This window comes from Streptomyces sp. NPDC059743 (assembly GCF_042732975.1).
In the GTDB taxonomy this organism is placed as follows: Bacteria; Actinomycetota; Actinomycetes; order Streptomycetales; family Streptomycetaceae; genus Streptomyces.
In genome coordinates this window covers 209,187-234,973 of record NZ_JBHWGS010000001.1, presented here as the reverse complement: position 1 = coordinate 234,973, position 25,787 = coordinate 209,187, and the positions used below count along the sequence as shown (strand labels likewise).

General features: G+C 69.8%; 21 protein-coding genes. 6 read left to right on the top strand and 15 right to left on the bottom strand.

All coding sequences use genetic code 11. The features are described from left to right. The 13 genes from pstC (ACFV6H_RS01010) to ACFV6H_RS00950 form a co-directional block, all read right to left on the bottom strand. A complete protein-coding gene (gene pstC, locus ACFV6H_RS01010; RefSeq protein ID WP_384784256.1) occupies nt 1-1,035 on the bottom strand; it encodes a phosphate ABC transporter permease subunit PstC in 1,035 nt (344 codons plus the stop codon). 212 nt (nt 1,036-1,247) lie between these two features. Further along, nucleotides 1,248-1,595 (bottom strand): hypothetical protein, encoded by a 348-nt coding sequence (locus tag ACFV6H_RS01005; protein WP_093604571.1) that lies wholly within the window; start codon nt 1,593-1,595, stop codon nt 1,248-1,250. A 359-nt stretch (nt 1,596-1,954) separates the two neighbouring features. Beyond that, nucleotides 1,955-2,767, bottom strand: a complete 813-nt coding sequence (locus ACFV6H_RS01000; protein ID WP_384976270.1) for a phosphate ABC transporter ATP-binding protein — start codon at nt 2,765-2,767, stop codon at nt 1,955-1,957. 107 nt (nt 2,768-2,874) lie between these two features. Continuing rightward, nucleotides 2,875-3,792, bottom strand: coding sequence for a sortase (locus ACFV6H_RS00995; protein WP_385536985.1), 918 nt, complete (start codon nt 3,790-3,792; stop codon nt 2,875-2,877). A 2-nt stretch (nt 3,793-3,794) separates the two neighbouring features. Further along, entirely contained in the window at nt 3,795-5,087 is a 1,293-nt protein-coding gene (locus tag ACFV6H_RS00990; protein ID WP_384784252.1) for an Ig-like domain repeat protein, read from the bottom strand. Further along, nucleotides 5,084-7,096 carry a hypothetical protein gene (locus ACFV6H_RS00985; RefSeq protein WP_385536982.1) on the bottom strand — a complete coding sequence of 671 codons (2,013 nt, stop codon included), beginning with the start codon at nt 7,094-7,096 and terminating at the stop codon, nt 5,084-5,086. Before ACFV6H_RS00985 ends, ACFV6H_RS00990 begins: the two co-directional genes overlap by 4 nt. A gap of 204 nt (nt 7,097-7,300) precedes the next feature. Then, on the bottom strand, nt 7,301-8,893 hold the full coding sequence (locus tag ACFV6H_RS00980) for an Ig-like domain-containing protein (protein ID WP_385536979.1): 1,593 nt from the start codon (nt 8,891-8,893) through the stop codon (nt 7,301-7,303). Nucleotides 8,894-8,936: 43 nt separating this feature from the next. Next, a complete protein-coding gene (locus ACFV6H_RS00975; protein ID WP_385536976.1) occupies nt 8,937-9,929 on the bottom strand; it encodes a hypothetical protein in 993 nt (330 codons plus the stop codon). Nucleotides 9,930-10,061: 132 nt separating this feature from the next. Continuing rightward, nucleotides 10,062-12,713 (bottom strand): hypothetical protein, encoded by a 2,652-nt coding sequence (locus ACFV6H_RS00970; RefSeq protein ID WP_385536973.1) that lies wholly within the window; start codon nt 12,711-12,713, stop codon nt 10,062-10,064. After that, on the bottom strand, nt 12,710-14,470 hold the full coding sequence (locus ACFV6H_RS00965; protein WP_385536970.1) for a phosphate ABC transporter substrate-binding protein PstS: 1,761 nt from the start codon (nt 14,468-14,470) through the stop codon (nt 12,710-12,712). The genes ACFV6H_RS00970 and ACFV6H_RS00965 overlap by 4 nt, the downstream gene beginning before the upstream one ends. A 190-nt stretch (nt 14,471-14,660) precedes the next feature. Beyond that, nucleotides 14,661-16,019, bottom strand: coding sequence for a phosphate ABC transporter permease PstA (pstA, locus tag ACFV6H_RS00960; protein ID WP_385536967.1), 1,359 nt, complete (start codon nt 16,017-16,019; stop codon nt 14,661-14,663). Between the two features lies 1 nt (nt 16,020). Beyond that, nucleotides 16,021-17,028: a phosphate ABC transporter permease subunit PstC gene (gene pstC, locus ACFV6H_RS00955; RefSeq protein ID WP_384784238.1), complete on the bottom strand. Its 1,008-nt coding sequence runs from the start codon at nt 17,026-17,028 to the stop codon at nt 16,021-16,023. Continuing rightward, entirely contained in the window at nt 17,025-17,480 is a 456-nt protein-coding gene (locus ACFV6H_RS00950) for a hypothetical protein (protein ID WP_384975979.1), read from the bottom strand. The genes pstC (ACFV6H_RS00955) and ACFV6H_RS00950 overlap by 4 nt, the downstream gene beginning before the upstream one ends. A gap of 401 nt (nt 17,481-17,881) precedes the next feature. On the opposite strand from ACFV6H_RS00950, the gene ACFV6H_RS00945 reads away from it, so the two are divergent. The 6 genes from ACFV6H_RS00945 (at nt 17,882) to ACFV6H_RS00920 (ending at nt 23,709) form a co-directional block, all read left to right on the top strand. Then, entirely contained in the window at nt 17,882-19,183 is a 1,302-nt protein-coding gene (locus ACFV6H_RS00945; RefSeq protein WP_385536962.1) for an MFS transporter, read from the top strand. Between the two features lie 150 nt (nt 19,184-19,333). Beyond that, nucleotides 19,334-20,554 (top strand): cytochrome P450, encoded by a 1,221-nt coding sequence (locus ACFV6H_RS00940; RefSeq protein WP_385536959.1) that lies wholly within the window; start codon nt 19,334-19,336, stop codon nt 20,552-20,554. A 2-nt stretch (nt 20,555-20,556) separates the two neighbouring features. Then, nucleotides 20,557-21,204 (top strand): TetR/AcrR family transcriptional regulator, encoded by a 648-nt coding sequence (locus tag ACFV6H_RS00935; RefSeq protein ID WP_385536957.1) that lies wholly within the window; start codon nt 20,557-20,559, stop codon nt 21,202-21,204. 164 nt (nt 21,205-21,368) lie between these two features. Then, the gene (locus ACFV6H_RS00930) at nt 21,369-22,601 is read left to right on the top strand and encodes a cytochrome P450 (protein ID WP_385536954.1); all 1,233 of its coding nucleotides are present in this window, start codon (nt 21,369-21,371) and stop codon (nt 22,599-22,601) included. Between the two features lie 28 nt (nt 22,602-22,629). Next, complete coding sequence (locus tag ACFV6H_RS00925) at nt 22,630-22,824, top strand: ferredoxin (protein WP_093590809.1); 195 nt, start codon at nt 22,630-22,632, stop codon at nt 22,822-22,824. Nucleotides 22,825-23,070: 246 nt separating this feature from the next. Next, nucleotides 23,071-23,709, top strand: coding sequence for a hypothetical protein (locus ACFV6H_RS00920; protein ID WP_385536949.1), 639 nt, complete (start codon nt 23,071-23,073; stop codon nt 23,707-23,709). Nucleotides 23,710-23,797: 88 nt separating this feature from the next. On the opposite strand, the gene ACFV6H_RS00915 is transcribed toward ACFV6H_RS00920, so the two are convergent. Next, complete coding sequence (locus ACFV6H_RS00915; RefSeq protein ID WP_385537891.1) at nt 23,798-24,703, bottom strand: endonuclease/exonuclease/phosphatase family protein; 906 nt, start codon at nt 24,701-24,703, stop codon at nt 23,798-23,800. 203 nt (nt 24,704-24,906) lie between these two features. Beyond that, nucleotides 24,907-25,743, bottom strand: coding sequence for an undecaprenyl-diphosphate phosphatase (locus ACFV6H_RS00910; RefSeq protein WP_385536946.1), 837 nt, complete (start codon nt 25,741-25,743; stop codon nt 24,907-24,909). Between the last annotated feature and the right edge of the window lie 44 nt (nt 25,744-25,787).

Genomic DNA, 25,787 nt, shown 5'->3' with positions numbered 1-25,787 from the left:
CTACGCGTCGCTCGCCGCGCCGGAGCGGCTGCGGGCGACGATCGAGGAGGCGGCGAAGTTGACGATCAGGGTCATCACGAAGAGCGCGAGGCCGGCCGCCATCAGCGCGGACATGGCGAAGGGACTGGCCTCTCCGTACCGCAGCGCGATCAGCGAGGAGACCGAGCTGGTACCGCTCTGGATGATGTGCCACTGGATCACAAAGACCGGCGAGATGATCAGATAGACGGCGATGGTCTCGCCCAGGGCCCGGCCGAGACCGAGCATGGTGCCGCCGATCATGCCGCCCTTGCCGAACGGCAGGACGACGCTGCGGATCATTCCCCAGCGGGTGGCGCCGAGCGCATAGGCGCCCTCGCGCTCACCGGCCGGAGCCTGGGTGAACACCTCACGCATCACCGAGCAGATGACGGGCGCGACCATGAAGCCCACCACGATGCCCGCGATCAGTGTCGAGGAGGTGTAGACGGTCGCGGTGGAGAGCGGATCGTTCGGGTCGACGCCGACCACGCTGAACGGCGGGAACCAGCCCAGATAGGTGGCGATCCAGCGGGCGGTGGGCAGGATGGCGCCCTCGAAGAAGAAGAGCCCCCAGAGTCCGTAGACCACGCTGGGCACGGCCGCCATCAGGTCCACGACGCTGATCAGCGTGGAGCGGATACCGGGCCGCGCGTACTCGGAGATGTAGAGCGCCGCGCCGACCGCGAGCGGCACCGCCACCACGATCGCCACCAGGGCGATCAGCACCGTACCGACCATGACGGCCGCGATACCGAAACTTCCCGCGTCCGGCTCCCAGGACTCGGTGGTCAGGAAGGACCAGCCGGCCCGGTCGAGCGCCGGCCACGCGCGGTACAGCAGAAAGCCGCCGACCAGCAGCATGACGGCGAGGACCAGGCCGCCGCCGCCTCGGGCCACCCCGCGGAAGATCCGGTCGGGCAGCCCGGGGTCGGCGTACAGCACGCGTGAACTGTCGACGGCCGGCATCTCGCCGGAATCACCGTCGAAAGGCCCACCGGTCACCCCGGCGGCCACAGTTCGCTCCCTTGTTCGTCTCAGCACAACCAAGACGCTCACGGGGCGCGGTTGACACGTGGGCACCTTCCTATGAACGAGGGGCGCCCTAGAGGCAACTTCCGGTTACGAACGTGTGCAAGTGGCGTGCGAAGAACCGTGCGCGGCGCCAGACTCCTGTGCGCATGAGGACCGGATCACCGCTTCAGCTTCACCGGATCAGCGCTTCGGGTTCAACGGCCGCTCCACGGGAACTCGCCACTCTCGCCCAACTCCCGCAGCAGATCGCGGAAGCGGGCGTAGGCCGCCCGGCAGGTCGAGTACCGCTCGTACGAGCGCGCGGAGACTATGGTGCGCTGTCCGACCTCGTTCCTGACGATCCACATCCAGCCGTTGTTCTCCTGCGTGTGCTGGACACCTCCGGTGAGGACCGCATGTTGTCGGCAGACCTCCTCGAAGGAGGCGCGGCACCGCTCGTACGTGGCGAAAGCGATTGCCGATACGGCCACCACACGCCCGTTCTGTGCGACGACGCGCCATCCGTAGCGGCCGTCGGCGTCGATGTCGGTCTGACACCGCACGCCGGCGGCGCTCCGTAATCTCCCGGTCTCATCGGGCGATCCCATGTCCCCACCCCTGCCACTCGTCCCAGTCGGGCCGCGGTTACGGCCTTTGGAGCAGCAGGTGCAACCTAGTGAGACGTTCGTGACACGTGGGATTCAACCGACTACCTGGCGGGATGATTCGCCAGGAAGTTGCCCCTTGGTTACGGCCAGGCCACCAGGAGACATCGGGAAAAAGGTGGGAAACCGCGTTCTATCGCAACGAACTACGCGCGTCACACCGGGCGGGAGCGCCCGGTGTGACGCGCGTTCGAACGCACCCCGACGGGCGTCCGGTATATGGGGCCTTCGGCCCGAAAGTGCCCAGCCGAAAGGGCCTAGCCGAAGCGGCCGTTGACGTAGTCGGAGGTGCGGGGATCGGTCGGGCTGTGAAACATCGCGGTGGTGTCGCCGTGCTCGACGATCCCGCCCGGAGTGCCCTGTTCGGCAAGGAAGAAGGCGCACCGGTCGGAGACGCGGGCCGCCTGCTGCATGTTGTGGGTGACGATGACGACGGTGACCTCGCCGGCCAGTTCCTTGATCGTCTCCTCCACCCGCCGGGTGGAGGTCGGGTCGAGCGCCGAGCAGGGCTCGTCCATCAGCAGCACGCGCGGTCTGACGGCCAGTGAGCGGGCGATGCAGAGCCGCTGCTGCTGGCCGCCGGAGAGCGCGCCGCCGGGCTGGCGCAGCCGGTCGCGCACCTCGTTCCACAGACCGGCCTTCGTCAGACAGTGCTCGACCAGCTCGTCCTTGGCGTCGCGGCCGAGCCGGACACCGGTGAGCTTCAGTCCCGCGGTGACGTTCTCGTACACGGACATGGCCGGGAAGGGATTCGGCTTCTGGAAGACCATGCCGATCTCCTTCCTGGCGTCGGTCAGCCGCCGCTCCGGCGCGTAGATGTCCCGTCCGCCGAGCAGCACCTCGCCGGCGAGCGCGGCCGACGGGATCAGCTCGTGCATCCGGTTGAGGATCCTCAGGAAGGTGGACTTGCCGCAGCCGGAGGGACCGATCAGCGCCATGACCTCTCCGGCCGGCATGGTCAGCGACACCCGGTCCAGCACCTTGTGGTCACCGAACCAGGCCGAGACGCGGCGCGCCTCCAGCTCGGCGGCGGTGCCCGGGGCGGGAGTCCCCGCCGACGGAAGTGGGATGGTGTCGGAGGTGGAGGCGGTCACGTCATGTCCTTCGAGGTCGCATGGGATTGCTGGGAGGTTGAGGGCTCCGGCGGCCGGAGGCCCGGCGGTCGGAAGCCCGGCGGTCAGAGGAGATTGGGCAGCAGCAGCGCGGCCTGGTCCGCGACGACGAAGCCGAGCGCGCCGAGTACGGGTACGCCGATGACCCAGGACTCGCGGCGGCCCGAGCGGGCCCGTATCCAGGTCAGGGCCGCGGCGGCGAGCACCAGGCCCTGGCCCCAGAGCACCAGCGGCATCCAGGCGGACGTCTGGATCGCCATCGGCTTCTCGTCGGCGGGCAGTGCGACGGTCGTATACAGCGGCGCGGCGCCGGGCTGGATGGCGGAGACGAGATCCGCGTCCACCCGCAGCAGTCCGCCGGGCAGGAAGGCATGGCCGTCGCCGGTGATCAGCGTGAGCCTGCTCTTGCCCGCTTCGAGGGCGGGCGGCTGCGGATCGCCCTCCCGGCGCACACCCAGCACCTTGTAGGTGTGCCGGCCCTGGCCGGTGCTGACGGTGAAGGTCTCACCGGCCCTGACCTCGTCGAGATGCGCGAACGGTCCGCCGTACGCGGCCTGACGGCCCATCACGATGCTGACGCCAGGCTGGCCGGGCAGCACGGTGTCCCTGCGGTGTCCCGGCCCGGTGGCGAGCACCTGTGCGGTGGTGCCCTCGCCGATGACCTTGCGCAGACCGAGCTGCGGGATCTCCAGTACCGCGACCGGAGTGCCGAGGGCCAGCGGCTCGCCGTTCTGGTCGCGCGGCCCGACCGGCGCCGTGGCGTTGGCCAGCTCTCCGCGCAGGGCGGAGTTCGCCACCTGCTGGTCCCGGCCGTGGCGCAGATCGCCAAGCGGCCCCAGATTCGCGACGAACGCGAGGAGCAGTACGGCGAGGATGCTCAGCGCGGTGCCGGTGGCGCGCAGCGCCGGGCCGGCCGGGCGCTGGTCGCGCGCCCGGCCGGCCGGTGGGGCGCTCGGCGGGCGCTCCAGGGTTTCCTGAGTCACCGTCAGGTCACCTTCACTGACTTCGTGGTGGCGGCGCCGTTGGCGTATCCGGCGCGCTTGGCGGTGACCGTGACGGTCAGCTTGTGGTTCTTGTCGGCCTTGACCGTCGTGTACGTGGACTTGGTGGCGCGGCTGATCGCCTTGCCGTCCCGCTTCCACACATAGCTGTACGACGTGGCGGCGGGCGTCCAGGTGCCGGCCTTGGCGGTGAGCTTCTTGCCGACCTTGGCCGTGCCGCTGATGGCCGGTGCCGTCTTCACCTTGAGCGCGAGGCCGGTGGCGACGGTGACGGACGGGCTGGTGACCGTGGTGGTGCCACCGCTGTTGACGCCGCTGGGCCGGCAGGCGACCTTGTGCGTCCGGTCGGTGGAATCCAGCGTGCGGGTCGAGGCGGTCGCGCCGGTGATCACCTTGCCGTCGCGCAGCCACTGGTAACGCACGGTGGTGGCGCCGCTGAACTTCACGGAGCAGGTGACCTTGGAGCCGACGCGGGCCGTGCCGGTGACCTTCGGCGCGGTGGTGACCGAGGGCGCGCGGAGCTTGACGGTGAGCGCGACCGCGGCGGAGGTCGAGCCGGTGTGGTCCGCCGGATTCGCGGGCGTGAACTGCGCCTTCAGCGAGTGGGCGCCGACCGCGAGAGTGGTGGTGGAGAGGGACGCCGTACCGTTCGAGACGGTGACGGGCGAGCCGTACGGAGTGGTTCCGTCGAGGAACCGCACAGTGCCGGGCGCCGTGGCGGGCGTGATCTTCGCGGTGAGCTTGACCGCGGTGCCCTGGGTGACGGAGCCGGACGGGGACACGGTGAGGGCCGCCGTCGTCGGCTGCGCCGGAGCGGTGCTCTGGTACGCCGTGTTCGAGGTGAACCAGATGGAGCCCTTGAAGTCACCGTACGTCGTGCTCCCGAAGGCCTTGCGGCAGGTGACCGTGAACTCGTAGCGGCCCTCGAGCGTCTTGAAGCCCGCCGTGTTGGCGTAGTCCCGCATGGTCTCGGTCAGCGGCACCTCGAACCCGTCACCCACGACCGGATAGATGCTGATGTCCGAGTTGCCCACCACGTTCTGGCCCTCGGCCGGGAAGCCCGCGCCGGTCACCGAGACGAGGATGTGGTCCGCGGGCTCGGGGCAGAAGCCCGAGGTCCTCAGGTTCACGCCCGAGGTGTCGGTGCCGGTGGCCGGCGACGGAGTGAGCGTGCCCAGGGTGTCGGCCTGCGCGACGGGCGCGCCGAGCAGCACGAGCCCGCTGAGGACGCCGACGGCGCCGGTGAGCAGCGCGGCGAGCGTCTTACGGGCCGTCATCGGTTGCCGCCGTTCGCGAAAGTGAGCAGTCCGCGGCGGCGGGCCCAGAAGACGGCGGCGGTGCCGAGGCCGATCAGGGCCGCGGAGCCGACGCCGAGGAGTCCGGCCTGGGCGCCGGTGCTGGCAAGGGCGCCGCCCGTACCGCCGGAGGCGACCTCGGTGGAGACATCGGTAGAGCCGCCGGAGGAACCGCCGTCGGAGGCGCCGCCGTCCGAGGAACCGCCGTCGGCCGTACCGCCGTCCGCGGTGCCCGGGTCATCGGGCAGACCGGTGTCGGACGGCTCGACCGAGTCGCTCGGCGCCGGGTCGTCGGTGGGCTCGGTCGTGTCGCTCGGCTCCGTGCTGGGCTCGGTGCTCTGCGAAGGGCTGGGCGAGGTGCTCGTGGGCGGGTCGGAGGGCCCGGCCGGGTCGGTGGCGGTGTAGGCGGTGTTCGAGGTGAACCAGATGGAGCCGGTGAAGTCGCCGTACGTGGTCTCACCGAAGGCCTTGCGGCAGGTGACGGTGAAGTCGTAACGGCCTTCCAGCGTCTTGAAGCCGGCGATGTTGGCGTAGTCCCGCATGGTCTCGGTCAGCGGAATCTCGTATCCCGCGTCCGCGACCGGGTAGATGCCGACCTCCGAGTTGCCGACGACATTCTGGCCCTCGGCGGGGAAGCCCTTGCCCGCCACCTTGACGATCAGGTAGCCGGCCTCCTCCGGGCAGATGGCGGAGGTCGTCAGATTCACGCCCGAGGTGTCGGTGCCGGTGGCCGGCGTCACCTTGACGGTGCCCACCGGGTCGGCGGCCTGCGCGGCGGGCGCGCCGAGCAGCAGCGCACCCCCCGCGGCGGTCAGCAGAGTGGCGGCGCCGAGGGCGGCCGGCCTGGAGAAACGCTTGGTCAGCATGGAGGTCTTCACTTTCTTGGACACGGAGTGGGACACGGAGGCGGCCCCGGAAGCGGGCACGGAGTCAGGCACGGAGGAGAGGGATTCGGAGGCGGCGGGCCGGGTGGGACGCCCGCGCCGGCGGCGCTGCCGCAGCCACACCGCGACGCCCGCCGCGAGAACCAGCAGCAGGGCGAACAGCGCCCAGGGCACGGTCCAGAAACCGGCCGAGTGGGTGGCGCCGGGCAGGGCGGGATCGATGTCACCGCTCACCGGGACCGGATCGACGGTCACCGTCGCCGTCGACCGCACGGCGGGGAACAGATCACGCACGGAGGCGGTCACGGTGACGGAGTTGCCCGGCAGCAGCTCCTTGATGTCATGGACGCCGGGCGCGCGCACCGGTCCGGTGACCGCGTTGCGCACCCGTACGGTCTGCCGCGCGCCGAGCCGTACGTTCCCGGTGTTGCGCACCGTGTACGTCACCGTGGCCGAGCCGCCGCCGAACGGATTGAACGTTCCGTCGTAGGTCGCCTTCAGGTTCTCCACGGTGAGCTTCGGCTTGAGCTCGCCGGCCACCCTGATGTGGACCCGCGCCCCGACGCGCTGCTCCACGGCGACCCGGTCGCCCTCGGCACCGGTGCCCGACGAGCTGAGCGCGGCGACGATGCCCGCGGCGTGATCACCCGGGCTCGCACCGCGCGGAACGGTCAGTGTGAAGGGCACGATGACGCGCGAGCGGGCCGGGATGACCACACTGCTCTTCTTGACCACGACCCAGGTACCGGCGTCCTTCGACGGGCGTCCCGCGGCCAGCAGGTCGAATCCGCCGTCGGCGGTGTTGAACGCGTCGCTCGCGTAGACCTTCAGCTTCAGCGGCCTGGTGCTGTGGTTGAGGACGGCGAGATGGTCCTGGACCGCGGCGCCGGGCGTGGCGCTGTACGAGAAGCCGCTGCGCCGGTCCGGCTTCTTGGGGCCCGAGGGCTGCACGCCGAAGGTGGTACGGCCCTTGCCGTCCTCGGCCGGGGCCGACGCGTGGGCGCCGGGAGCCGCGGTGAGGGCGAGAAGGCAGGCGAGGAGGCACGCGAGCAGCGCGGTGACGAGGGTGCGGGCACGGAGGCCGCGGGCCAGGAGGGTGGTGGTCATGTCGGGGCGTCCGATCGGGGCCGTTTCTTCAGCGGTGAGGTGGCTTCGGTGACGTGAAGGCTTGACGTGGAGGCTTCGGTGATGTGGGGCTTCGCAGTTCGCAGGAGGAGATGTCGTCGGGCAGGGCAGTGAGGATGGGCGGGACGGGTGGGGGCACCCGTCCCGCCCACCTCAGCGACCGCGAGATGCACGGTCAGACAGCGGTCAGATGGCCGTCAGGGTGAGCGTGGCGGTGTACGTGCCGGCCACCGTGGACGTCGGGACGTTGAGGTTCAGATCGGCACCGAGGTGCGAGGTGCCGAGGCCCTTGCCGTTGGCGAGGGTGTGCGAGGACTTCAGTCCGGCCGTGCCGTTGTCGGCCGGCTCGGCGCCCGCGGCGGCACCGACCTGCGCGCCGGCCGTGACGGTCTGGCCGGAGACATGGTCGATGACGCTGGGCGTCCAGCCGAGGTTCTGGCCGTTGATGGTGTGCGTGGCGCCGTCGGAGAAGTCGGTCACCTGGCCGCTGACGGTCCAGCCCGGGTTACCGGCGCGGGTGTCGGTCAGGGTGACCGGGTTGAGCGCGCCCGCCGTGGTCAGCAGTTCGCCGTTGGCGTCCAGCTGCGGCGAGGGCAGGGTGACGTGCGGGTCCTCGACGCTGATGACCAGCGCGCCGGACTCGACGGTGGTGGTGATGTCCTCGGAGGTGGAGACACCCGCGAAGGCACCGATCTTGAACGGGACGTTGCCCGAGTCGGAGGCGAGGTACGCGGCGCTGTTCTGCGGCACGAAGGTCGCCGTGAAGGAGTGGTCGCCGGGAGCCAGGCTGCTCGTGGTGAGCGCGGCCTGGCCGCCCGTCACCGGGACGGTGCCGAGCGTGGTGGCCGTACCGCCCACGGTGTCGGTGAACTTCACCGAACCCGCCGCGCCCGCGGGCGTGACGGTCGCGGTCAGCGAGACCGGGCTGAACTGCTCGGCGGTGTCCGCCGGGGACACGGCCAGCGCGGTCGTGGTGGCCTTGGCCGCCGCGGCGTTCACCTGGTGGGTGACCGCCGTGGAGACGGAGGCGTTGTACGAGCCGCTGGAGGGCGTGAACTCGGCGGTGAGCGAGTGGCTGCCCGCCGTCAGGTTGGTCGTGGTCAGCGTGGCGGTGCCGCCGGTGACGGCCACCGGGCTGCCCAGCGCGGCGGCGCCGTCACGGAACTGGACCGTACCGGCCGCGCCCGCCGGAGCGACGGTGGCGGTCAGCGTGACCTGGTCGCCCTGCTCGGTGGTGCCGGACGGCGAGACCGCGAGGGCGGTGGTGGTGTCGACCTTCACGTCCGGGTCGTTCGCCTGGTACGCCGTGTTCGAGGTGAACCAGATCGAGCCGTTGAAGTCACCCAGGCTGGTCCCGTTGAACGCGGTGCGGCAGGTGACGGTGAACGCGTACTCGCCCTGGAGCGTGCTGAAGCCGGCGATGTTGGCGTAGTCGCGCATCGTCGACGACAGCGGGATGAGCATGCCGCCGGCGGCCGTGGTGTTGTACGTCTCGATCGGCGCGTTGCCGACCACGTTCTGGCCCTCGGCCGGGAAGCCCGAGCCCTTGACCGAAACGATGACGTACGAGGCGGTGTCCGGGCAGGCACCGGAGGTGGCGAAGTCGATGCCCGACTCGTCGGTACCGGTCTTCGGGTTGATGTCGATGGTGCCGATCTCGGCGGCCTGCGCGGACGGCGCCACGACCAGGCCGGCCGCGAACACGGCGACAGCCGTCACGGCAGTCGCGGCGAACGCCCGCACGGATCTGCGGGACGACACGGATCTCTGGGAAAACACGCTGGAAAGCTCCTTCTCCGTAATCAGGAAAACCGTGTCGGGGTCAGGGAGTCTGCTTGGACGTGTCGCCACAGTCCGGGCTGGTCGCGAAGCCATAGGTGTTGATCACGCCGGGCTGCTTGCAGACAAGCGAGTCCTTGCCGACGAAGACCGTGCTCCAGGGAGCCGTGGCGATCTTGCTGGTCGGGATCACGTTGTAGACATCACGCTTGACGGAGAAGTCGCTGTTGAGCGTCGTGGCGCTCTTGCCGTCGATGGAACCGAGCAGCGCGCGGCCACGGACGTCGGCCACGGTCTGCGAGGCCTGCGCGATGTACTGCGCGATGGAGAACGGCACGATGGACTTGTCGTCCAGCACGCGGCCGTCGTGCTCCTGGATCGGGGTGTTGTTCTTCTTGTCCTTGATGCAGGGGTACACACCGGCGACGACATCCGCGTCGGTGATGCCGACCTGGGCCTCCCAGAAGCTGCGGGTGCCGGAGCCGGCCTGCGGCAGCAGGACGTTCAGGTTGTAGTTGGGGCCGGCGCCCACGAAGGCCGGGTCACAGTGGTAGATCGCCTTCAGATCGGCCAGGGTGAGCTTGCGCGGCAGCACGCTGGAGGGCGTGATGGCGTACGAGACACCGTCGACCGCGAACGGGACATAGGTGAGGCCCGGGTTGGCCGCGCCCAGGCTCAGGCTCGACGACCGCGCGAAGTCCAGGCAGCCGTCATTGGCCTGGAGCGAGTTCAGCAGCGCGGTACGGCCGGCGCCGGAACCGTTCGGGCGGGTCATGGTGCACTTGTTGTTGACCGCCGGGTCCTTCGTGGTGATGCTCGCACCGCCCACGGCGTTGTACGAACCGAGCACCTTGGTGCCGTTGATGGTGACGACCTGGGACAGGCCGTTCAGCACGTCCTGCGTGGTGTCCGAACCCACGCCGGAGAGCTGCCGGTAGGTGGGCGTACCGCTGGGCTCGGCGGAAGCGACGGTGCCGAAAGTGGCCGCGAGCAGCAGCGCTCCGGCTGCGGCCGTCAGGATCTTCTTCTTGTTCACCTTCGTGTACCCCTCAGATAGGCTTGCGCCTGGTGTTGAAACCGCGATCGCTCGCGGGTGGCCGGGTTCCGGCCGTTCCGGAACATCCGGCCACCGGCCGGGGGTGGTGGCTGCCGCCCCCGGCCGGTCGTCTCAGGTGGTGTCGTCCTCCCGCCTCAGTGACCGCCATCCGGCCGCGACGACCGGCGCCAGCCTCGGCAGGAGCGGGCCGCCGATGGCTGCCGCGATCCCGGTGATGAGGACGATCAGCACGACATAGCGCACGGCTCCCAGCGCCCAGGGCGGCGTCGGCGAGGAACTCGCCTCGGCCGCCGCCGGCTTCGGCGACGCGGTGGAGACGCCGCCGGACGGAGCGGGCTTCGGGGAGCCGGAGGGCGCGGCGCTCCCCGCGCCGTCACCCGCGGGAGCGCCGCCCGGTGTGCCGGCCGCGGCACCGCCCGTACCGGAAGCGGCTTCTCCGCCGCCCGCCGCTCCCCCGCCGCCGCCCGAGGCGGACCCGGAACCCGTGGAGTCCGGGCCGTCCTCCGGCGGGGTCTTCCCGGCCTGGGCCGCGATGGTGGCGGCAGCCTGGACGGTCTGGGCGCGCAGCGCCTTGGGCAGCGGCGCGTATCCCTCGGGCAGCTCGCCCGCCGCGACACCGGGCCGCTGGCCGTCGCCCGCCGCGTAGGTGAGGAACTCGGCGTAGTCCTTGCCCTCGGCGGCGGTCAGCCGGGAGGGCACGGTCGCCGCGTAGGTGAGCGAGGTGAGCGGATAGGCACCCTTGGCCTTGGTGGCGGGCGCGGCCTCGGCCACCGACTTGACCGGTCCCGGCCGCATCGCCGCCTGACCCGCCAGCAGACCCGCGGTGGTCGGCGCGACATACTGCCCGGTGCCGTTGCGGAGCTGGGCCGGGATCAGTCCGTAGCGCAGGGCCGTCGCGCTGTCGGCCAGGGCGAGCATGGCGCGCTGTCCGGCCGGCTGCGGCGGGTCCTTCTTGTACGCGGGCGGGGTGGTGGTCTTGTCCCAGGAGGTACGGGCCAACGAGTCACCACGGCCCGCGGCGCGGGCGGCGCCGTGCATGTCCAGGGTGTACGGATGCTTGTCCTGGATGCAGAGCGGATTGTCGGGATGGTCCTCGAACTCCTGGCAGAACGGATCGCTCTTGGGGAAGTGGTCGACCGGAAGATCGAGCTTCTTGTAGTGCGGGTTGACCGTCATCCCGGAGTTGGCCGCGTCACCGTACTTGCCCTTGTTGTCGGGGGTGCCGTCGAGGAACTCGCGCGCCGCCGGATCCTGGTCCACCCAGTTCCACAGCAGCCGCGCGGAGTCCGAGAGCGCCTCGGGCACGAGGATGTCGCCGAACTTGCCGCCGAAGTCGAGATGGGCGTACTCGGGGTTGAGCCGGGTGAACTCCGGGTCGCGGCCCAGGTTGAACGGATTCTTCTCGGTGCTCGGCGCGAAGCGGGAGTTGCCGTCCTGGTACGACTCGGTCAGCAGCTTGGCCACCAGACGCTGGCTGAGCTTGAGCGAGGTGATCCTGCGGCCGTTGCGCGCCTTGACCTCGTCCGGTGCGGAGGTCGGCGCCTGGCTCTCCACGAGAAAGCCGATGGTGAGTCCGGACAGGGCCACCGGCGCGTACACCGGTGTCTGGTCCGCCGGTATCTGATCGGCGGTGGCCGGCTCGTTCAGGAACACCATGCCCGGGGTGCCCGAGCCGAGCTTCCCTCGCGCGGTCGTGTCGGTCACCTGGGCATAGCCGAAGATCGTCTTGCCGCCGGTCTGGCACAGGGCGGGCTGCCAGCGGCTGACGACCTCGGCGACCATCTCGTTGCCGAGGGTGGGACGTTCGTCGGCGCCGAGCGGGCAGAAGTTGCCGAGCGGCTCGAAGTGCAGCGGGACGACCAGCCGCTGGGCCCAGTTGGTCGCGGAGAGCGGCGAGGACTGGAGGAGGCCGCTGGACTGGGCCGTGTACCGGGTGCCGTTGACCTCGGTCTCGCCGCGCGGTACGACCACCAGCCAGCACTGCCGGCCCTCGGTCTGGGCGGTGTCCCCGGCCTCGGCCTCGCCGCAGCCGAGACCGGGTGCCTCCAGGGCGGTCTGGGCCTCGAAGTACACCTCGCCGGTGCCGTCGGGGTTGGTACGGGCGTACGGGACCTCGTTGGTGGTGTTGGAGTCGAAGAAGTCGTTGGAGTTGCCGGTCGGGGTGATCTGGCCGCCCACCGAGTGGAACGCCACATAGGAGATTCCGGAGGGCGACGGAGGCGGCAGGGTCTGGTTCTCGTCGGAGAGAGAGCCGTAGCTGAGCTGACGGGTGTTGGTGTACGCGCCCGCCGCCTGGTTGCCGGATCCGGGGCCGAGCGCCGAGGAGCCGCCGAACTGGCACTGCTCCGGGTCGGGTCCCGCCTTGTCGTCGCCCCAGCACTGCATGATCTGGAGGTAGTCGGCGGCGTAGGCGGTGTCCGAGACGGTCGGCGTCGCGCCGGTCCAGGAGACCTTGACGACCTGGTTGACCAGATGCCTGGTCTGCTCGACCTTGACCTTGAGCTTCGCGAAGTCGCCCTTGCCGGTGACGGTCACCGGTGAGCTGCCCGAGGCGGGATTGTCGGCCGCGCCCGCCGCGTCGGCGCCCGCGCCGACGAAGGCACCGGCGCTCAGGGCGCAGCAGAGCGCGAGGACGGCGACGGTGAGCGCCCGGTGGGCACGGGTGAACCGCGCGCTGATCCGGGTGCGGCTGATCCGGGTGCGGGTGGACTCGGTGCCGGTGTTGGGGCCGGTGCCGGTGGACTCGGTTCCGGGGATTCTCATGACGTCTGCTTCCTCGCCGTCAGATAGCGGGACAGCAGCGGAGGACCGACCGTGACCGCCACCAGCAGCAGGGCGGCCAGCACCATCAGGGCGAGCCGTACTCCGCCGCTGATCGTTCCCGAGGTGGAGACGGGCACGGCGAACGCGTCGCCGCCCGTGCCGACTCCGGCCGCGTCACCGGCACCGCCGGCGTCGGCGCCCGCCGCGATCGGCTGGCCGGTGTCCGGGTCGATGGCCGCTCCCGCGCCGCCTCCGGTGTCCGCGCCCGGTGTGGCGCCGCCGCCGGACGCGCCCCCGCCCGAGGTTCCGGAGGTTCCCGTACCGCCCGAGGCCGCCGTACCACCACCGGAGGCGCCGGAGGTACCACCACCACCGCTGCCGCCCGAGGCACCGCCCGAGCCCGCACCGCCGCCGCCCTGGGTGACGGTGGGCTTCTTGTCACCGCCGGTGCCGGTGGCGCACTGCGTCGGGCCCTTCTTGTCACAGGCCTGCGGGAAGGGCGCGCTCTTGGCGAGGGTGTTGGAGCCGTCGGCGGAGAAGGTCGGGTTGTGGCAGTTCTTGATGTTGACGTTCTCGACGTCGACGCCGGGGATCCTGCGCACCTGTTCGAGCCCGGCCTCGACAAGGTTCACCGGCAGCGGGGAGTAGCCGAGGTTGTCGACGTGCTGCTGTCCCTGGCAGAGGAAGTAGTACGCGAACGCGCCGAGCGTCTTGCCCTTCTGGGCGTTGAAGTTGGACTCCACCTTCGTCGGCACGATCATGTAGCTGTAGCTGGACAGCGGATAGTTGCGCCTGTCCTTGCCGTTGTAGACGTTGTCGAGGATCTGGGTCAGATACTTCGGGGACGAACTGTTCTTCTCGATCTGCGCGTTGAGCAGGGCCACCGCGACGTTCTTGGCGGTCGGCTCGGTGTAGTAGCCGGCCGCGTTGAGCACCTTCACCACCGGAAAGCTGGTGGTGTAAACGGCGTACGAGTACTCGACGTAGGTGATCGTGCCGATGTTGCCCGCCTGGGCGACATAGCCGGAGACACCGTTGGAGCCGGACTGGGCGACAAAACCGCCGCCCGGCACCAGCGGGTAGTTGGAGGTGGCGCCGCAGGGCGTGCTCCGTCCGGCCTTGGCGCAGTAGCCGTTCCAGATGGACGGGTACTGCTTGCTCATCCAGGTGGTGAGCTGGGCCGTCGTACCGGAACCGTCGGAGCGGACCACCGGGACGATCCTGCGGGCCGGGAGCGAGGCGGCCAGGGCCGGGTTGTCGGCCTTGATCGCCGCGTCGTTCCACTGCTTGATGCCACCGGTGAAGATCTTGGCGAGGACCTCGCCCGACAGCCGCAGATTGGTCACCCGCTGGTTGCCGATCTTCAGGTTGTACATGAACGACGTACCACCGGCCACGATGGGCATGTAGGCGTACTTGCGCGGCGGCGGCGAGTCGACGACGCCCGAGTCCGTGATGCCGTACGGGATCTCGGAGACGCCGTAGTCCACGGTGCCGTTGCGGAACTGGTTGCGGCCGTCCGAGGAGCCGGTGCCGTTGTAGTTGACCGTCATGCCGTACTGCTTGACGTTCGCCCGCCACTGGTCCAGCGCGTTCTGGCTCCAGGTGGAGCCCGCGCCGGAGATCGGTACATAGGTCGCGGCGGCGGCGGGGACGGGCTGGACGAGTGCCAGCAGCACCAGCGTCACAAGGGCGAGGGCCGCCAGGGCGGCGCGGACGCGTGGGCCTGGCAGCGGCGCCGGAAGGGTTCCGGACATCGGGAGACGACTCCTGTCGGTGGGGCGGGGCGGTTCTCGGTGGCTCGGCAACTCGACGGTGGCTCGGTGGCTCGCGCGTACGGGGTGGTCGGCCTGGCGGTCCGTGGGTTGTGGGGCGGGAGGCCGTGGGCCGGAGGCCGGGCGGCGTCCCCGGCCCGGAGAGGCGGGCCCGGGAGCTCGGTTGCCCGGCTCAGGTGCTCAGTTGCTCCATCGGCCCGGCCGGTCCGGGTGGCTCTGGTGGCCGGTCCGTGTACGTACTCCCGTCGGACCGTTCCACATACGTCCCTCCGCCCGGCCCGCTCTTCTGCCCTCCGCCCATCCGCTCGGCGTCACGGCGGGAGGCGAGAACCCGGCGGTGCGTCTGACGCCGGGTCAGCTCTCCGGGACCGCGTCCGCCGATGATCCTGGCGACGACGAAGAGCAGCAGCACCAGTCCCATCAGCAGCGCCGCGGAACCGAAGCCGCGGGCGATGAAGCTGGGCTGCGGGGACCGTACGAGTTCGAAGGTGGCCAGCGGCAGCGACACCTGCGGGCCGTGCAGCGGGTCGAGGTTCATGTCGGTGGTGTATCCGGCGGTGAGCAGCACCGGAGAGGTCTCGCCGATACCGCGCGCCGTGCCGAGGATGACGGCGGTGGTCAGCCCGGAGCGCGCGGTGGGCAGCACCACGGTCCACACGGTCCGCCACTGGCTGGCGCCGAGCGCGAGGGACGCCTCGCGCAGCGAGCCGGGCACCAGCCGGATCACCACGTCGGAGGCGCGGATGATGATCGGCAGCATCATCACTCCGAGGGCGAGCGCCGCGGCGAGTCCGGACTTCTCGAATCCGAGAAGGAGGATGACGGTGGCGTAGATGAACAGACCGGAGACGATCGACGGCAGCGCGGTCATCGCCTCCACGATGGTCCGTACGAACCGGGCGTAGGTGCCGGGGACTTCGCTGAGGAAGACCGCGCAGGCCAGTCCGAGCGGCACGGTGATGGCCAGGGAGATGGCCATGTGCTCGATCGTGCCGGCGATGGCGTGCAGCATGCCGCCGCTGGTGAGCGGCTGGACGGGCCCGGTGCGCGACATGTCGTCGGTGAAGAAGTTGAGATGCGGCAGCGCGGACCGGCCGCGCCACAGGGTGTACGCGACGACGAAGACGAGCGCGCCGACGACCAGCACGGCGAGGCTGTGGATGACGACCGCCGCCGCCCGGTCCCGTACCGCCATGCCGTTCTCGGCGAAGGACACCAGCACGGCGTACAGACCGACGAAGAACAGATAGGCGACGACGACGAAGCCGAGCGGCCCGTCGAACGGCGCAATGCGCGTAAACAGTACAACCGTCAGCCCGAGCGCGCCGGCCAGGGCGCCGAGCAGCGCACGGACGTCGCCCGCGCGCACGGTGGAGGTGGAGCGGCGGACTTCGGGTCTGCCGGTCCCGTCCGGCAGGCCCGGACGGACGGTGAGAGGGACGGGCTCGGCGGCCGAAGCGGGATCGGCGGCGGAGCCGGTGGTGGTGGAGGTGGTGTCGGGCGGCTGCACGGAGGTGGTGGTCCGGTTCATATCAGGCCTCCGTCCCGGCCCCGGAGCGGCTGCGGGCCACGATGGAGGAGGCGACGAAGTTGACGACGAGCGTCATGAGGAAGAGGGCGAGTCCGGCCGCCATCAGCGCCGACATACCGAAGTCGCTGGCGGAGCCGTACCGCAGGGCGATCAGCGAGGAGACGGAGTTGGTGCCGTTCTCCAGGATCCGCGGCTGGATGACAAAGGCCGGCGAGATGATCATGTAGACGGCGATCGTCTCGCCCAGCGCCCGGCCGAGACCGAGCATCGTGCCGCCGATGACACCGCCGCGCCCGAAGGGCAGGACGACCGTCCTGATCACTCCCCAGCGGGTCGCGCCGAGCGCGTACGCGCCCTCGCGCTCGCCGACGGGCGCCTGGAAGAACGTCTCGCGCATCACCGAGCAGGCGATGGGCGTGACCATGAGCGCCACCACGATCCCGGCGATGAACGTCGAGGAGGTGTAGACGGTCGTGGTCGCGAGCGGGTCGCCCGGGTCGGCGCCGTTGACCTTGAAGATCGGGATCCAGGAGAAGTACGTGGCGATCCACCGCGACAGACCCACGATGTGGGACTGGAGGAAGAACGCGCCCCAGAGCCCGTAGACCACGCTGGGCACCGCGGCCATCAGGTCGATCAGGCTGACCATGGTCCGCCGTACGCGCCGGGGCGCGTACTCGGAGATGTACAGCGCCGTGCCCATGGCGAGCGGCAGCGCGAGAGCGATGGCGACGAGCCCGATCAGCACCGTGCCGGTGAGGACGGCGGCGATACCGAAGTGATGGGAGTCGGGCTCCCAGGCGGAGGTGGTGAGGAAGGAGCCCTTGGAAACGCGCAGGGCCTCCCAGGCGCGGTAGCCGAGGAAGGTGCCGACGAGCAGCATGATGAGGAGCACCACACCGCCGCTGCCCCGGGCCAGCCCGCGGAAGAGCTGGTCGGGCAGGCCGGCGGAGCGCTTGATCGCCCGTGGCTCGTCATTCGTACCGAGAGCGGGTGCCGTGAACGTCATCGGGCACCCGCGCCTGCGGTACGCGTCTTCGGGAACTCCGGCAGGAAGCTCGGCGGCCGGTCACCGGGCGGGTGCGGCATACGCCTGGCCGAAAGAGACACCAGACCGGGCGCGAGCTGCGCCTCGGGCACGGCCTTCACAAAGTTGGCGAGGCTGTAGTGGCACTCGCGCTGGCGCTGGTACGACCGGCCGGCGAGGGCGACCGAACGTCCGTCGAGGTCGAGCCGCCAGATCCAGAGCCCGGTCGTCTCGGAGACGGTGACGACTGGCCGGGCCCTGGACATGCCTTCGCGCAGTGTCTCCACGGCGGCACGGCAGGCGACCAGTCCGGGCTGGCTCTCCCAGCCCTGACCGAGACCGCGATTGTTGGCGCCGAGCAGACGCCACACCACCGAGACGGTTCCCGTCTCGGTGTCGGTTCTCGGTACGAACAGAAAGCGCGGGTGATTCATGGCCCAGCCCCCCTCCCGGGCGCCCTCCGGCGGCCGGCAGATATTGGCCGATTCCCATCACCGGCCGACCTGACCATCACGGAGCCCGGAAGAGCGGCGGGCACGCATGCATGAACACCGGACATCCGAAAAAAGAACGAGGTGTGCAGGCACCGCGCAGGCAGCGGGCATCACTGGATCATCACGCGCCGAGGGCGCGTGGAGCCGGCCTGGCCGCGTCGAGCGGAAGGCAGGTTCTGCTTGTACCACCTCACGGGGTTGTACGTCACTTCTGTCTCGGATTGGATGGCGCTGATCCAATCCGGCCGACACCGCCGTCCACCGCCCGCGCCACCGCCCGTACCGCACCTCCGCACCTCCGCCGACGTACCTCACCCATCGACCCACCGGACGAACGGACCATGCAGCCCGACTCCCCATGGCGGTTACCCGACTTCCGCGCGCTGTTCACCGCGGTGGCCCTCAGTCAGCTCGGCACCAATGTCGGCTATGTGGCCGTGCCGCTCATCGCCGTCTCCGCGCTCGACGCGAGTCCCGGTCAGGTCGGGGCGCTGGCCACGCTGAGCACCGTCGCCTTTCTGCTCATCGGTCTGCCGGCCGGAGCGTGGGTGGACCGGATGCGCCATCGGCGGGTACTGATCGCGGCGGATCTGACCAGGGCCCTGGTCTTCGCGACCGTGCCGGTGGCCTGGTGGCTCGACAGTCTTACGCTCGGCCATCTCTATCTGGTCGTCCTGCTGAGCGGCTGCGCCACCGTCTTCGCCGACGTCGGCTCGCAGAGCGTCCTTCCGCAGCTCGTTGGACGTGAGGGCCTGGTCCGGGCGAACGCCGACATCAACACGCTCATGGCCGCGGGCAATGTGGCGGGCCGCGGCGCGGGCGGCGGACTCGTCACACTGCTCACGGCACCGGTGGCCGTGCTCTTCACCGCCGTGGCCTACCTCGGCTCCGCCCTCGGGCTCACCGGTATCCGCAGGACTCCGGCGCCGCCCTCGCCCGGTCCCGGCCAGGCCACCCGGCTCCGGGCACAGATCGCCGAGGGCGTACGGCATGTCTTCGGCAACGGCGAGCTACGGGCCCTCGCGCTGACCGCGGCCCTCGGCAACTTCGGCTCGCAGATCATCAACACCATGCTGCCGGTCGTCTTCGTCAGGGAACTCGGTTACTCCGGAGGCGCGTTGGGCCTGTTCTGGGCCGTCGGCGGAGCGGGCCTGCTGCTCGGCGCCCGCTGCGCCCGGCCCGTCGCCGCCCGGCTCGGCTACGGCCGCACTCTCGGTATCGCCGGACTCTGTCTGGCGCCCGCCGGACTGCTGGTGCCGCTCGTCGACCGCGGGCCCTGGCTCGTCGTGGCCGGGACCGGCTGGCTGCTGGCCATGTTCAAGGTGGGCATGGACAACGTACTCGGAGTCAGCCTGCGCCAGCGGATGACCGCGCACTCGCTCCTCGGCCGTATGAACGCCACCTTCCGCTTCCTGCTCACGGGCGCGCTCGCCATCGGCGCGGCGGTCTCCGGCGTGGTCGGTGAGCTGACGACCGTACACACCACGCTCTGGGTGGGCGGCGCCTTCCTGGCGACCGCCTTCCTGCCGGTCTTCTTCTCACCGGTCCGCACCCGACGCGCACTGCCGGAGCAGCGGACGCAGGACGCGCCGGCACGGAGGGAACCTACCGCCGCGACCGAGCCCTGTCCCGAACCCACATAGCCGCGGGCGTTGATTCATGCGCGGGCGTACGGGTGGTGCGCGTGCGTACGGGTGGTGCGCAGGGTCGGAATTAAGTCAGTCGCTTGCTTTACTCCAGCAAGGACAGTTAACTGATCACGTACTCAAGCCCGGCCTCAAGGAGGATGTGCGATGGGTCATGACGAGAGTGATCAGGTGCTCAGCTATCCGCTGCCCGGCGCGACCGCGCTGGAGCCTCCGGCAGAGTGGGCGGACCTGCGGGACAGGTGCCCGGTCGCCCGGGTGAAGCTGCCCAGCGGCGACGAGGCCTCACTCCTGACGCGCTACGACGACGTCAAGCAGGTGCTGTCCGATCCGCGGTTCACCCGTCAGCTCGACGCCCCGGACGCCGCGCGCGTTTCGGCCAATGAGTCGGGTGGAGTGTTCAACAGTTCGCTGGCGAGTTCCATCCCGCAGACGGGCGAGGGACATCAGCGGTGGCGGCGGATGCTCACCAAGTGGTTCACCGCCAAGCGGATGGCGGCGCTGCGGCCGGAGATCGAGGCGATGGCCGACCGGCTCATCGACGAGATGGTGGCGCACGGCCATCCGGCGGATCTGAAGGCGAGTCTCGGGTTCCCGCTGCCGGTGTGGGTGATCTGCGACCTGCTCGGCGTCCCCGACTCGGACCGGGACAAGTTCGCCCACTGGTCCGACACACTGCTCAATCTGACGCGGTACGAGCAGCCGGAGATCGACGCGGCGCAGAAGGAATTCGCCGAGTACATGGCTGCCCATATCGTGGCCAAGCGGGTGAAGCCGGGCGAGGATCTGCTCAGTGAGCTGATCCTCGGTACGGATGCCGACGGCGGCGGTCTGTCCGACGCCGAACTGGTGGGCACGGGCCAGGGACTGCTGGTCGCCGGGCACGAGACCACGGCGAACATGATCGGGAAGATGATCGGCATGCTGCTGGCCGACCGGCGGCTCTGGGAGCAGCTGGTGGCGGACCGGTCGCTGGTGCGCACCGCGGTGGAAGAGGCGCTGCGCTTTGACGCCAATGCCGGATTCGGCATCCCGCGGTACATCGGTGAGCGGATCGAGGTCTCCGGAACCGTGCTGCCGGCGGGTACGACCGTGGTGTGCAGCATGGCCGCCGCCAACCGTGACGACGCCGCGTTCGACGCCGCCGCGGAGATGGATCTGACCCGGAGTCCGAACGTTCATCTGACCTTCGGCGCCGGCGCGCATTCGTGTCTGGGACAGGCCCAGGCCCGTACCGAACTCCAGGCGGTGCTCACGGTGCTGCTGCGCCGGCTGCCCACACTGCACCTCGCGGTCCCGGCGCGGGATCTGCGCCCGGTGGAGGGCCTCGCCGTCGGCGGACTGCGTGAACTTCCTGTGCGGTGGTGACGGTGTCGGGCAGGGTGGTACGGGCGGAGCGCGGCGACGCGACACGGGAGCTGATCCTTGCGACGGCGGAGCGGCTGTTCGCCGAGCACGGTGTATTCGCTGTTTCCAACCGCCAAGTCAGTGAAGCCGCAGGGCAGGGCAACAACGCCGCTGTCGGCTATCACTTCGGCACGAAAGCGGATCTTGTGCGGGCGATCACGCGAAGACACGCCGAGCCGACAGAGCGGCTGCGCCTGCGGATGGTGAACGAGGCCGGCGGTTCCACGGATGTACGGGACTGGGTGGCCTGTCTGGTGCGTCCGGTGACCGAGCATCTGGCCGCGCTGGGCAGCCCTACGTGGTACGCGCGGTTCGGCGCGCAGGTGATGACCGATCCGGCCCTGCGCGAAATCATGATCCAGGAGTCACTCAGCGCGTCCTCGCTGTACCAGGTCCTTGAAGGGCTCGACCGGTGCCTTCCGCATCTGCCCGGCGAAGTACGGGCCGAGCGCGGTGACATGGCCCGCCAGCTGATGGTGCACATGTGCGCCGAGCGGGAACGCGCGCTCGCCCTGGGCGCCGCGACGCCGCGATCGAGCTGGCACGACGCCGGGACAGGCCTGATCGACGCGCTCGTGGGGCTATGGCTGGCTCCCGTCTCACGCCCTTGATGAGTTTGCGACCTCCCATGTTCTTCACCGAACCGCAGGCAGAGACCGAACCGCACAATCACCGACACACTCACCGGCCCCACACCCGCGCTGCGCTGACAGACACGTACGGCACTGACAACCCAACCGCGGGAGAGCCGCGGACACCCCCCTTGGAGCACTCGATGACCAGTACGGTTCATCCTCCGGTCAGTGAAAGCCCGTCCGGAGTACCGGAGTTCCCGATGGAGAGGGCGGCGGGCTGTCCGTTCGATCCGCCTCCGACCGCGACGGCGAAGCAGAAGGAGGCGCCGCTCGCCAGGGTCCGGCTGTGGGACGGCAGTACGCCGTGGCTGGTGACGCGGTACGCCGAACAGCGGGCCCTGCTCGCCGACCCGCGAGTCAGCGCCGACATCACCCGCCCCGGCTACCCGAACGGCGCGCCGCTCCCTCCCGGCGGCGGATCCATCAGCTTCATCCTGATGGACGATCCCGAACATGCCCGGCTGCGGCGCATGGTGACGGCGCCCTTCGCCATCAAGCGCGTACAGGCGCTGCGGCCGGCCATCCAGAAGATCGTCGACGAGCTGATCGACGCCATGCTGGCCGGCCCGAAGCCGGTCGATCTGGTCGACGCGTTCGCCCTGCCCATGCCCTCCCTGGTGATCTGCGAGCTGCTCGGAGTCCCTTACAGCGACCACGACTTCTTCCAGGACAACAGCAAGACCATCATCAACCGGGACACCGAGCCCGAACGACGCGTCGCCGCCATGCAGGCGCTGAACACCTATCTGGACGAACTCCTGGCCAAGAAACTCGCCGCGCCCACCGAAGACCTGCTCTCCGGCCTCGCCGAGCGCGTCAAGGGCGGGGAGCTGACGCGGCAGGAAGCGGCCCAGATGGGCGTGCTGCTGCTGATCGCCGGACACGAGACCACCGCCAACATGATCGCCCTCGGCACACTCGCCCTCCTCGAACACCCCGACCAGCTCGCCCTCCTGCGCGACAACGACGACCCCGAACTCGTCACCTCAGCCGTGGAGGAACTCCTCCGCTACCTCAACATCGTCCACAACGGCCGCCGCCGCGTCGCCCTCGAAGACATCGAGATCGCGGGCCGGACCGTCCGGGCCGGCGAGGGCCTGATCATGGCCAACGACATCGCCAACCGCGACCCCGACGCCTTCCCCGAACCCGACCGCCTCGACCTCACCCGCGACGCCCGCCACCACATCGCCTTCGGCTTCGGCATCCACCAATGCCTCGGCCAGCCCCTGGCACGCCTCGAACTCGAAATCGTCTACAGCACCCTCTACCGCCGCATCCCCACCCTCCAGCTCGCCACCGGCATCGACCGGATCCCCTTCAAACACGACGGATCCGTCTACGGCGTCTACGAACTCCCCATCACCTGGTAACCCACCACCCCCCACCGAAGGAGACCCCGTGAAAGTCACCCTCGACCAGGACAAATGCGTAGCCTCCGGCCAGTGCGTCGTCGCCGCGGCCGACGTATTCGACCAACGCGACGAAGACGGCATCGCCGTCCTCCTCAACCCCAACCCCACAGCCCAACAAGCCGACGACACCCGCCACGCCGCAGCCGTCTGCCCCGCACTCGCCATCCACATCCAGGAATGACACACCGTCCGAAGTGACGCCCCCGGGCTCGGGAACCAGTCTCCTCGTTCTCCGGCGGAACGAGGAGACTGTGACGCCTGATTCATCACTTTGCGTGACTTTGCGTGACGCACCGTTGTTCCGGGTGCCATGGTGGAGCCATGAAGATGATCAGGGCAACGCTGGCGCCGGGCAGAGGATCGGTGTCATCACCGCCTACTGCAAGGGCACGAACAAGTGTCCCAACTGGATCAACGAGTGACATCCATGGATGAAGAGATCGCGGAGCAGCAGGCGGACATCACCCGTCTGTTGCTTCATCACATCCATGCGCCGCTCATCGGCACCCAGTACATCCGGGGCATCCTGCCCGTGCCGCCGCCCGCCGAGGCCATCCGGATCGTCACCGGCACCGGCCCCGACCACACGCCGGACCGGCTGACCGCCTACGAGATCCCTCTGCGCATGGGCGAGGATCCGGTCATCGCGGGCGAGATCACCGGCATTCTGCGCACTTTGCACACCGGTACCCGTCTCTACTCCAGCGACAGCGTCAGCACCGTGATGGGCATGACACTCGTCCATGTGGACCTGGCGACCGTGGACGGGACCGCCGCCACTCCTGACGACAATGCCCTGATCATCCTGCGTGGCATCGCCTGCCCTTTCACCGAGGAACAGCCGGACCCGCGCCTGCGCGGTTTCCTGTTCCTCGGCCAGGACCGGCTGCGTCTCTATGTCGACACCGAGGACATCCCCGGCGTGATCGCCGCCGACGTCCGCCCGTCCGGCGCCATCACCGCCCTGCTCGCGGCCCTGCCGTCCTTGATCACCGAAAAGGAACGCATAACGCCGGCCGACACCGATCCCCATTGCTCCCACCTGGTGGACCTCACCGACTGGTAGGAGAACGCCGGAGGCCGGCAGCACGGTCGACGCGGCGTGCCTTCGAATGGCCCGACCACCGCGCGTGAGATTCGGCAGGACCGCTCCTTCAGCCCAGTGTGATCCGGGCCGCGACCGGCAGGTGGTCGCTGCCGGTGGCGGGCAGGGTGCGGATATGGCCGACGGTCGCCGAGCGGGCCATGACCTGGTCGATCCGGGCCAGCGGGAAGGCGGCGGGGAAGCTGAAGGCGAAGCCTCGTTCCGGCACGTTCATCCGTGAGGTCAGCGGGGCCAGCGCACGGTCGTCGACCGTGCTGTTGAGGTCGCCCAGGAGGATCACCGTTCTCAGCTCCTCGGCGGCGACAGCCTTGCCCAGCAGGCCGGCGCTCTCGTCGCGCCAGGAGGACGCGAGACCGCTCGCCCGGACACGGACCGAGGGCAGATGCGCGACATACGCCGCGATCTCGCCGTGCGGCGTACGGACCACGGTCCGCAGACCGCGGCTCCAGGCCTCCGCGATGCCTTGGGGTTTGATGTCCAACAGCCGGGTGCCGGTCAGCGGATGCTTCGACCAGAGTCCGACGGTGCCGTGGACCGTGTGGTACGGGTAGTCCGGGGCGAGAGTCTTCTCGTAGACCGCCAGCGCAGGACGCACCAGCTCCTCCAGCGCGATGAGATCGGGCTCGGCGTCGGCCAGGGCGCGGGCCGTGCCCGCCGGGTCGGTGTTCTCGTCGCTGACGTTGTGCTGCACCACGAGCAGGTCGTACGCGCCGGGCTCCGCCACGGGCAGGAGCAGCCCGCCGAAGAGGTACGTCCAGGCAGCCACCGGCAGCAGCAGAGCCGCCGGCGCGACGGCCGAACGGCGCAGCAGCGCCAGGCCGAACAGCACCACGACCACCAGACCGAGCCATGGCAGGAACGCTTCCAGCAAACTGCCCAGGCCGCCGACGGAATTGGGTACGGCCCGGTGAAACGCCAGCAGCCCGGCCGTCAGCACCGCAAGCACGGCAAGCACCCGCCCACGCACCCAGACCGACCGCGCCCTCGCCTCGCCCGGAGCCCAGCGCTCTGCCCACCGGAGCGCCGCCTTCACCGTCGGCGTCGCACCTCTGTCCGTCCGCACCTGCTCCACCATGGCCTCCCGTTCACTTGACCTTGTCCCTCAGGACGAGTCACCAGGTGAATCAGTTTCTGGGACGGCGCACCCCGCCGGTCTCGTCACGCGTTGAGTACGCCCGCGCCCAGGAGCCCGAAGAGCGCCATGCCGATGACGACGCGATAAACGACAAAGGCATTGAAAGAGTGCTTGGCGACGAATTTCAGCAGCCAGGCGATGGAGGCGTACGCGACGACGAACGACACCACGGTGCCGACCGCCAGAGGCAGCGCGCCCACGCCGCCGCCCGTCGCGTCCTTGAGTTCGTACAGTCCCGCACCGGCCAGGGAAGGGATGCCGAGGAAGAAGGAGAGACGAGTCGCGGTGACCCGGTCCAGATCGAGGATCAGACCGGTGGACATGGTCGCGCCGGAGCGGGAGAACCCGGGGAAGAGAAGCGCGAGGATCTGTGAACTGCCCACCAGCATCGCGTCCTTGAGCGAGGTGTCGTCCTCACCGCGCTTGTGCCGCCCTATCTGGTCGGCCGCCCACATCAGCCCGCTGCCGACGATCAGTGACCCGGCCACCACCCACAGCGAGGCGAGCGGCCCTTCGATGAGCGGCTTCGCGACCAGACCGACGATGACGATGGGAATGGTGGCGTAGATGACCCACCAGGCGAACCGGTAGTCGTGATGGTGCCGCTCCTCGCGATTGGCCAGACCGCGGCCCCACGCGGAGACGATCCGCACGATGTCCTTGAAGAAATACGTCAGAACGGCGGCGATGGCACCGACCTGGATGACCGCGGTGAAAGCGACGACCGCTTTGTCGTCCACCGGGATGTCCATCAGCCCTTCGGTGATCTTCAAATGCCCGGTCGAGGACACCGGCAGGAATTCGGTCACCCCTTCCACAATGCCGAGAACAACGGCCTGTCCAATGCTGATGGTGCTCAATTGTTCCGTCCTTGGAGTGTGGTCGACGGGTGCGGCGTGCGGCC